6 protein-coding genes and 1 pseudogene are annotated in these 8,912 nt (G+C 67.4%); 6 read left to right on the top strand and 1 reads right to left on the bottom strand.

What is annotated here, in order from left to right; translation table 11 throughout:
• From AC27KI_RS15205 to clpA, 3 genes are all read left to right on the top strand, one after another.
• Positions 1-937: helix-hairpin-helix domain-containing protein (locus tag AC27KI_RS15205; protein ID WP_487114558.1), on the top strand; the 937-nt coding region annotated here is incomplete at its 5' end.
• A gap of 80 nt (positions 938-1,017) precedes the next feature.
• Complete coding sequence (clpS, locus tag AC27KI_RS15210; protein WP_272563803.1) at positions 1,018-1,386, top strand: ATP-dependent Clp protease adapter ClpS; 369 nt, start codon at positions 1,018-1,020, stop codon at positions 1,384-1,386.
• A 57-nt stretch (positions 1,387-1,443) separates the two neighbouring features.
• Positions 1,444-3,795, top strand: coding sequence for an ATP-dependent Clp protease ATP-binding subunit ClpA (gene clpA, locus AC27KI_RS15215; RefSeq protein WP_284430838.1), 2,352 nt, complete (start codon positions 1,444-1,446; stop codon positions 3,793-3,795).
• 137 nt (positions 3,796-3,932) lie between these two features.
• Here clpA and AC27KI_RS15220 read toward each other — a convergent pair whose 3' ends face one another.
• Positions 3,933-5,330 (bottom strand): lytic murein transglycosylase, encoded by a 1,398-nt coding sequence (locus AC27KI_RS15220; RefSeq protein WP_487114560.1) that lies wholly within the window; start codon positions 5,328-5,330, stop codon positions 3,933-3,935.
• A 61-nt stretch (positions 5,331-5,391) separates the two neighbouring features.
• On the opposite strand from AC27KI_RS15220, the pseudogene sbcB reads away from it, so the two are divergent.
• From sbcB to AC27KI_RS15235, 3 genes and pseudogenes are all read left to right on the top strand, one after another.
• Positions 5,392-6,829 (top strand): annotated as a pseudogene (sbcB, locus tag AC27KI_RS15225) (exodeoxyribonuclease I).
• A 48-nt stretch (positions 6,830-6,877) separates the two neighbouring features.
• On the top strand, positions 6,878-7,744 hold the full coding sequence (locus AC27KI_RS15230; protein ID WP_487089432.1) for an NAD-dependent protein deacetylase: 867 nt from the start codon (positions 6,878-6,880) through the stop codon (positions 7,742-7,744).
• Positions 7,745-7,905: 161 nt separating this feature from the next.
• The coding region (locus tag AC27KI_RS15235; RefSeq protein WP_487114562.1) for a sigma-54-dependent Fis family transcriptional regulator at positions 7,906-8,912 on the top strand (1,007 nt) is incomplete at its 3' end.

Here is an 8,912-nt window from a genome sequence, read left to right on the forward strand (position 1 = left end):
TTTTACCAGCCTGTTCGACTTCTGCGTCCGCGTGGACCGCACGCGCTTGAACAAGCGCACGCTGGAGGCGCTCATCAAGGCGGGTGCGTTCGACACCATGAACATGAATCGGGCCTCGCTCGTCGCCTCGATCGACCGGGCGTTCGACTTTGCGAACGCCACGCTGGCCAATGCCAACCAGGGCGGCCTGTTCGACATGATGGGCGAGGACGCCCACGGCTCGAGCACGCAGGAGCCCGAACTCGTCGAGATGGTGCCCTGGGGTGTGAAGGAGCGCCTCACGCAGGAAAAGACGGCCGTGGGCTTTTACCTGTCGGGCCACCTGTTCGACGAGGTGGCCAGTGAGGTGCGCCGTTTCGTACGAACGCAGATCGACGAACTGCTCGACAGCCGCGAGCCCCAGATCCTGGCGGGCATCATCAGCGACTTTCGGGTGATCAACGGGCAGCGGGGCCGGCTGGCCCTGTTCAAGTTGGACGACAAGTCGGCCACCATCGAAGCCTCGGCCGACGAGAACGTGGTCAACGCCCACCGGGACATGCTGAAGGACGACGAGTTCGTCGTCATGAGCGGCCGCCTGCAGCTCGACCATTTCAGTGGCGGGCTGCGGGTGAAGGTGCAGCAGGTGTGGGACCTGGCGGGGGCTCGGGCCAAGTTCGGACGCTACCTGCAGGTCGCCATCGGGGATACCGCGCCGGACGTGCAGCGCCTGGTGCGCGAATTCCCGCCCCGTCGACAGGAAACCGAGCAGGGCGAGGTGCTGGTGCACGGCCTTCGGGTGCGCATGGGCATCCGCTGCAAGGCCGGCCAAGGCCAGGCCGTGGCAGAGTTGCAACTGGGTGAGGGCAGCCGTTTCTTCCCCTCCGACGCCGCTTTGGCGGCCTGGAGCGCCCAGGCCGGCACCGGTTCGGTCAATGTGGTGTACGACGCAGGCTGACCCGGCGAGGATGGGGCTTGAAACACCGTTGGATGATCACTACATGGGAGAGGCTGCGTAGACCGCCGTGGCTCGCTAGAATGAAATCCATGGCAACTAAACCACCTTCCCCCACCCCCGCTCCGCCCACCAGGACGCCAGCGCGGGATGATGGCGGTTCGGTCGTGCTCGAACGTCGCACGCAAAAGACCCAGCCGCCGCAAATGTTTCAGGTGGTCATGCTCAATGATGACTTCACGCCGATGGAATTCGTCATCGTCGTGCTGCAGGAATTCTTCAGCAAAGACCGGGAAGCCGCCACGCAGATCATGCTGAAAATCCATTTGGACGGCAAAGGCGTATGTGGGGTGTATTCCCGCGATGTCGCCGCCACCAAAGTGGAGCAGGTCCGCGAGGCGGCCCACAAGGCGGGGCATCCGCTGCAATGCCTCAGCGAGCCTGTTGAATAAACGGCCTTTGGTCCCGATCTACAGTAATCCCTTCCACGCAAGCACAAAGGAGTTCACATGATTGCCCAGGAACTGGAAGTCAGCTTGCACATGGCCTTTGTCGAGGCCCGCCAGCAGCGCCACGAGTTCATTACCGTGGAGCATCTGCTGCTTGCACTGCTAGATAACCCCAGCGCAGCCGAGGTGCTGCGCGCATGTTCGGCCAACATCGATGATCTGCGTTCATCGCTGGCCAATTTCATCAAAGACAATACCCCTCAGGTCGCCGGCACCGACGAGGTGGACACGCAGCCCACGCTGGGTTTCCAGCGCGTGATCCAGCGCGCCATCATGCACGTGCAGTCCACGGGCAACGGCAAGAAGGAAGTCACGGGCGCCAACGTGCTCGTGGCCATCTTTGGCGAGAAGGATTCGCACGCCGTGTACTACCTGCACCAGCAGGGCGTCACGCGCCTGGACGTGGTCAATTTCATTGCCCACGGCATCAAGAAAGGCGAGCCGCCGGAACCCGCCAAGCCTGAGAACCAGGGAGAAGGCGAAGAGGGCGGTGGCGGTGGCGAGCGCAACGAGAAAGCCTCGCCGCTCGAGCAGTACACCCAGAACCTCAATCAGGCGGCCAAGGACGGCAAGATCGACCCGCTGATCGGCCGCCACTACGAGGTCGAGCGCACGATCCAGATCCTGTGCCGGCGCCGCAAGAACAACCCGCTGCTCGTGGGCGAAGCCGGCGTGGGCAAGACGGCCATCGCCGAGGGCCTGGCATGGCGCATCACGCAGAACGACGTGCCGGAAATCCTGGCCGAGGCGGTCGTGTATTCGCTCGACATGGGCGCCTTGCTGGCGGGCACCAAGTACCGTGGTGATTTCGAGCAGCGCCTGAAGGGTGTGCTCAAGTCGCTCAAGGACAAGCCCAATGCGGTGCTGTTCATCGACGAAATCCACACGCTGATCGGCGCCGGTGCGGCCTCGGGCGGCACGCTGGACGCGTCCAACCTGCTCAAGCCGGCGCTCTCCAGCGGCCAGCTCAAATGCATCGGCGCGACCACGTTCACCGAGTACCGCGGCATCTTCGAAAAAGACGCGGCCCTGTCGCGCCGGTTCCAGAAGGTCGATGTGGTGGAGCCGACCGTGCAGGAAACGGTGGACATCCTCAAGGGGCTCAAGTCGCGCTTCGAAGAGCACCACAGCGTGAAGTACGCCGCGGCGGCGCTGCAGGCAGCGGCCGAATTGTCGGCCAAGTACATCAACGACCGTCACCTGCCCGACAAGGCGATCGACGTGATCGACGAAGCCGGCGCGGCTCAACGCATCCAGGTGGCCAGCAAGCGCAAGAAGACCATCGGCAAGGCCGAGATCGAGGAAATCGTGGCGAAGATCGCGCGCATCCCGCCCGCGAACGTGTCCAACGACGACCGCAGCAAGCTGCAGACCATCGAGCGCGACCTCAAGAGCGTGGTGTTCGGCCAGGACAAGGCGCTGGAGGTGCTCGCTTCCGCCGTGAAGATGGCGCGTTCGGGCCTGGGCAAGGGCGACAAGCCGATCGGCTCGTTCCTGTTCAGCGGCCCCACTGGCGTCGGCAAGACCGAGGCGGCCAAGCAGCTCGCCTACATCATGGGCATCGAGCTGATCCGCTTCGACATGTCCGAGTACATGGAGCGCCATGCGGTGAGCCGCCTGATCGGTGCGCCTCCGGGCTATGTCGGGTTCGACCAGGGTGGGTTGCTGACCGAGGCAGTCACGAAGAAGCCGCACTCCGTGCTGCTGCTCGACGAGATCGAAAAGGCGCATCCGGACATCTTCAACGTGCTGCTGCAGGTGATGGACCACGGCACGCTGACCGACAACAACGGGCGCAAGGCCGACTTCCGCAACGTCATCATCATCATGACGACGAACGCGGGTGCCGAGACCATGAACAAGGCCACCATCGGGTTCACGAACCCGCGGCAGGCGGGCGATGAAATGGGCGACATCAAGCGCCTGTTCACGCCCGAGTTCCGCAACCGGCTGGATGCCATCGTGAACTTCAAGGCGCTGGACGAGCAGATCATTCTGCGCGTGGTGGACAAGTTCCTGCTGCAACTCGAAACCCAGTTGAGCGAGAAGAAGGTGGAGGTGACCTTCACCGACACGCTGCGCAAGCACTTGGCCAAGAAGGGCTTCGATCCGCTGATGGGCGCCCGCCCGATGCAGCGCCTGATCCAGGACACCATCCGCCGTGCCCTGGCCGACGAACTGCTCTTCGGCCGCCTGACCGAAGGTGGCCGCCTCACGGTGGACATCGAGGTGAAGACGGACGAAAAAGGCGTGGAAACGCCCGAGGTGCTGCTGGACATCCAGCCGCTGCCCAAGCGGGAGCGCTCGGCGAAATCCGAGCCGGCCGAGCCGGAAGAGGCCACGGCAGACTGATCGGCCGACGGATTACCCGGACGCCGATGGTGGCCGCCTGATATGAAAAAGCCCGCGTTCGCCGCGGGCTTTTTCTTTTCCACCCTTGCCCTGGCTTGCAGGCCGCTCAGGGCAAGGTCAGGCGGCACCGATCTGCATCACGGCGCCATCAGCCGCTGCAGCAACTCCAAGGTGGGATAGCCGTCGGCCACCACGCCGATGCTCTGCTGGAACTGGCGCAGGCCGGCGCGCGTGGCGGGGCCCATCACGCCGTCCGCCGTGCCGGCGGAAAACCCGCGCTGGTTCAATGCTGTCTGCAGGTCTTTCACCTGGCTGCGCGACAGGGGTTGCAAATCCCGCGGCCAGGGGGCCACCACGCCCGTGCCGCCCTCGATCTGCCGCGCCAGCAGGCCCACTGCCAGGGCGTAGTTCACTGAGTTGTTGTAGCGCAGGATGCTGCGGAAGTTGTCGCCCACCAGGAAGGCCGGCCCGCGCGCACCCGCGGGGGCGATGACATACGCCGCACCCAGGTCGGGCAGGGGTTGCCGGTCGATGGCCACCACGCCTTCCGCGGTCCACTGCGCGGACGACTGGCGCACGGTGTTCTCGGCGCGGGCGTGATCGAAACCCGGCGGCAGCTGCACCTCGATACCCCAGGGCTGTCCGCTGCGCCAGCCGGAGCTGGCCAGGTAGTTGGCGGTGGACGACGCCACATCGGGGATGCTGCCCCAGATGTCGCGGCGGCCGTCGCCGTCGGCGTCGACCGCGTAGGCGAGGAACACGGATGGCAGGAACTGCGTGTGGCCCATGGCGCCCGCCCACGATCCGATCATGCGGTCGGCCGCGATATCGCCCTGGTCCAGGATGCGCAGCGCCGCCAGCAGTTCGTTGCGGGCCCATTGGGCGCGGCGGCCCTCGAACCCCAGCGTGGCCAGCGCATCGACGGCACGGAAGGTGCCGAAATTGCCGCCGTAGTTGCTTTCCATGCCCCAGATGGCGGTGACGATCGAGGCCGGCACGCCGTACCGCGCAGCCGCGGTTTCGAGCGGCGCCGCGTATTCGGCCCGCTTGGCCTGGCCCTGGGCGATGCGCTGGGCAGAAACAGCACTGTCCAAGTACGCCCACGGGGTGCGCGTGAACTCGGGCTGCGCGCGGTCCAGCTCGATCACCCGCTGTTGCAACTGCGCGCCGGCCAGGGCCGTCTGCACGGTATCGGGCCGGATCCCGGCCGCCAGCGCGTCCTGGGTGAAGGCCGTGATCCATGCGGCGAAACCGGCCTGTTCGGCCGCAGCGGCTTCTTCGGGGCTGACCGCAGGCGCCGCGGCGTCCTGGACCGGGGGAGGTGCGGAAGGTATCACGGCCGGTGGTGACACTGCGGGCTGCGGAGGCGGAACGGCAGGGGCGGCGTGGGCCGGGGCAGCTTTCGGAGGCTGGGCGCGCGGCGCCGATGCACAGCCTGCGAGGGCCGCCGCGGCGGCCAGCGGAACCAGCCAGTGGGCTGCGCGGGTTCTGGAGGAGAGACGGAGGGGCGAGGAGGGGGCAAGGCGTCGTTGCATGCCTTATTGTCCCGCGCCCCGGCATACTTGCGGGCTTCGGTGTTACCGGCTGCACGATTTCATGCATACCTTTTTCTGGCACGACTACGAAACCTTTGGCGCCAACACGCGCCGTGACCGCCCCGCGCAGTTCGCGGGGATCCGCACGGATGCGGACCTGAACGAAATCGGCGAACCGCTGATGGTCTATTGCCAGCCCGCGCCCGATTACCTGCCCGACCCGGTGTCGTGCCTGATCACCGGCATCACGCCGCAGGTCGCATTGGAGCGTGGCCTGCCGGAGCACGCATTCGCCGCGCGCATCGAGGCCGAGCTGGCGCTGCCCGGCACCATCGGCGTCGGCTACAACACCATCCGGTTCGACGACGAGATCACGCGGTTCATGTTCTGGCGCAACCTGATGGACCCCTATGCCCGGGAATGGCAGAACCAGTGCGGCCGGTGGGACCTGCTCGACGTGGTGCGCATGGCCTACGCGCTGCGCCCGGATGGCATCGTCTGGCCGAAGAAGGAAGACGGCTCCCCCAGCTTCAAGCTGGAACACCTGTCCAAGGCCAATGGCCTGGCGCACGAGGCCGCGCACGATGCGCTCTCCGACGTGCGCGCCACCATCGGCCTGGCCCGGCTGATCCGCGACCGGCAGCCCAAGCTGTTCGAGTTCGCGCTGGGGCTGCACAAAAAAAGACCGCGTGGCCGCCGAATTGCGCCTGCCCGCCACGGCCGACACCGCACGGCCTTTTTTGCACATCTCGGGCATGTTTCCTGCCGAGCGCGGCTGCGTCGCGGTGATGTGGCCGCTCGCCAGCCACCCCACCAACAAGAACGAACTGATCGCCTGGGACCTGGCCCACGATCCGTCCGAACTGGCCCTGCTGGGCGCCGAGGCGATCCGCGAGCGGCTGTTCAGCCGGGCGGATGCGCTGCCCGAAGGCGTGACGCGCCTGCCCATCAAGACCGTGCACCTGAACAAGTCGCCGATGGTGGTGGGCAACGTCAACACGCTGACGCCCCAGATGGCCCAGCGCTGGTCCGTCGATCTCGAGCGGGCCGCCGGCCATGCCGAGGTGGCGCGCGCCTTGCCCGACATGAGCGCCATCTGGGCCAGCGTGTTCACGCGGCCGCAGGAAGCCGCACCGGACGTGGACCAGGACCTGTACGGCGGCTTCGTCGGCAACGAGGACCGTCGCCGGCTGAACCGCCTGCGTGCCCTGCCGCCCCAAGAGCTCGCCTTGGCCAAGACGGGCTTTGACGACGAGCGGCTCGAAGAGCTGGTGTGGCGCTACCGTGCGCGCAATTTCCCGCACACGCTGGACGGGGCCGACCAGGAGCGCTGGGAGGGCCACCGCGTGGCCTGCCTGATGGAAGGCGCGGGCGGCGCGCTCACCTTCGACGAGCTGTTCGCCAAGCTGGACGAACTGGGCGCCGAGGCGGATGAGCGGGGCGAGGAAATCCTGGGCGCGCTGTACGACTACGCGGAAAGCATCGCGCCCGCGATGTAGCGGGAGGCTTCGATGTCCATGACTCCGTCCCCTTTGGAAAGTACCACCATGCCCGTGCCACCCCCGGCCGAGGCCGGCGTGCACGCGCTGGCCGAGTTCATGGCGGCGCACCCTCGGGTGTTCGTGCTCACCGGGGCGGGCTGCAGCACGGCGGCTGGCATTCCCGATTACCGCGACGGCAATGGCGACTGGAAGCGGCCGCCGCCCCTCACGTTCCAGGCCTTCATGGGCGACGACGCCACGCGCCGCCGCTATTGGGCGCGCAGCTTCATCGGCTGGCGCGTGATGGGGCGGGCGCGCCCTGCACCGGCGCACCATGCGCTCGCCGCGCTGGAAGCGGCCGGCCGGGTGGAACTGCTGCTCACGCAGAACGTGGACGGCCTGCACACGGCTGCGGGGAGCCTTCGCACCATCGATCTGCATGGCCGCATCGACACCGTGCGCTGCATGGCCTGCGAAGCCCGTTTGCCACGCGCCGAGCTGCAAGACGAGTTGCTGCGCCGCAATCCCGATTGGGCTGCGCTGCATGCGCATGCAGCGCCCGATGGCGATGCCGACCTGGAAGGCCAGGATTTCAGCGCGTTCGATGTGCCGCCGTGCCCGCGCTGCGGCGCCGGCCCGCTCAAGCCCGATGTGGTGTTCTTCGGCGAGAGCGTGCCGCGCGATCGCGTGCAGGCCGCCCGCGATGCGCTGCTGCGCGCCGATGCCATGCTGGTGGCCGGCTCGTCGCTCATGGTGTATTCGGGCTTTCGCTTCGTGCAGATGGCGGTGGACGCGGGCAAGCCCGTGGCGGCCGTCAACTGGGGCCGCACGCGGGCCGATCCGCTGCTGTCGCTCAAGGTCGAGCAGGATGTCGGAGCGGCGCTGGGCGCGGTGGCCCGTGCGCTGGCTGGAGGGGCTGCCGGACCGCTGTGAGCGAGGTGGCAGCGCTCGGGATGTGGCGCCAAAGTGAACCGAGGACACCGCCAGGGCTTTGGATACACCCCGGCCGTGCCATTGGTGTAAGGTGCCAGTCGCCCAAGCAACACCCTGGCGCCATGCAGCGCCGGGCGATGACAGAGCCCCAAGGAGACAGCATGGAGACGAACGCATCCCTCGGTGCGCCCGGCCCGACGCCGGGCGAAGTGGCCGCTTCGGCGGCGCAGCGGATCACGCAGGCGCACGAGCGCTCCACCGCCTTCGGCCTGCGGCGGCACGAGTCGGCGGACCTGCGGCCCCTGGATGCCGAAGCCCTGGCCTGGATGGTGGCCCGCAACGAAGCGCTGTTCGCCCACGCCCGCCCCGTGATGGAAACGCTGTCGGCCCAGATCGCCGGCACCCAGAGCATGGTGCTGCTGACCGATGCGCAGGGTGTGGTGCTGCACGCTCTGGGCGACGACGAGTTCCTGGACCGGGCGAGCCTGGTCGCCCTGCGCCCCGGCGCGGCGTGGTCCGAGCGCAGCAAGGGCACCAATGCCATCGGCACGGCCCTGGCGCTGGGCGAGGCGCTGCAGGTCAACGGCAATGAGCACTTTCTACAGGCCAACCATTTCCTGACCTGTTCCTGCGCGCCCATCCTTGACCCGCACGGGCATGTGATCGGCGCGCTCGACGTGAGCGGCGACCACCGCAGCCAGAGCGCCCACACCATGGCGCTGGTGCGCATGTCGGCCAAGATGGTGGAGAACCACCTGTTCGGCAAGGTGTTCGAAGACGCCGTTCGGCTGCGCTTCCATGCGCGGACGGAATTCCTCGGCACGCTGGTGGAGGGGTTGGCCGCGTTCACGCCGGACGGGCGGTTCCTCGCCGCCAACCGCAGCGGGCAGTTCCAGCTGGGCATGTCGGCCAATGCGTTGCAGGCGCACACGTTCTCTTCGCTGTTCGGCATGCCCATGGCGGCGCTGCTCGCGCATGCCCGCCAGGCCGTTCCGGAGCCGCTGCGCCTGCAACTGCCCGGCGGCGTGGCGGTGCAGGCGATGGTGGAGTTTCGGCCACGCTCGGGCACGCTGCTGCCCTGGGTCGACCCGGGCAACGGGCCCGATCGGTCTGATCGGTCCGACGGGGCCGGGGGCGCCACCGGCGATCCAGCCAGGGGAGGGCGATG

It is taken from the genome of Acidovorax sp. KPB24-03, from assembly GCF_057546605.1.

Coding starts and splice junctions, on each gene's coding strand:
- clpA (WP_284430838.1), top strand. CDS start 1,444: ATGATTGCCCAGGAACTGGAAGTCAGCTTGCACATGGCCTTTGTCGAG.
- clpS (WP_272563803.1), top strand. CDS start 1,018: ATGAAATCCATGGCAACTAAACCACCTTCCCCCACCCCCGCTCCGCCC.
- AC27KI_RS15220 (WP_487114560.1), bottom strand. CDS start 5,330: ATGCAACGACGCCTTGCCCCCTCCTCGCCCCTCCGTCTCTCCTCCAGA.
- AC27KI_RS15230 (WP_487089432.1), top strand. CDS start 6,878: ATGCCCGTGCCACCCCCGGCCGAGGCCGGCGTGCACGCGCTGGCCGAG.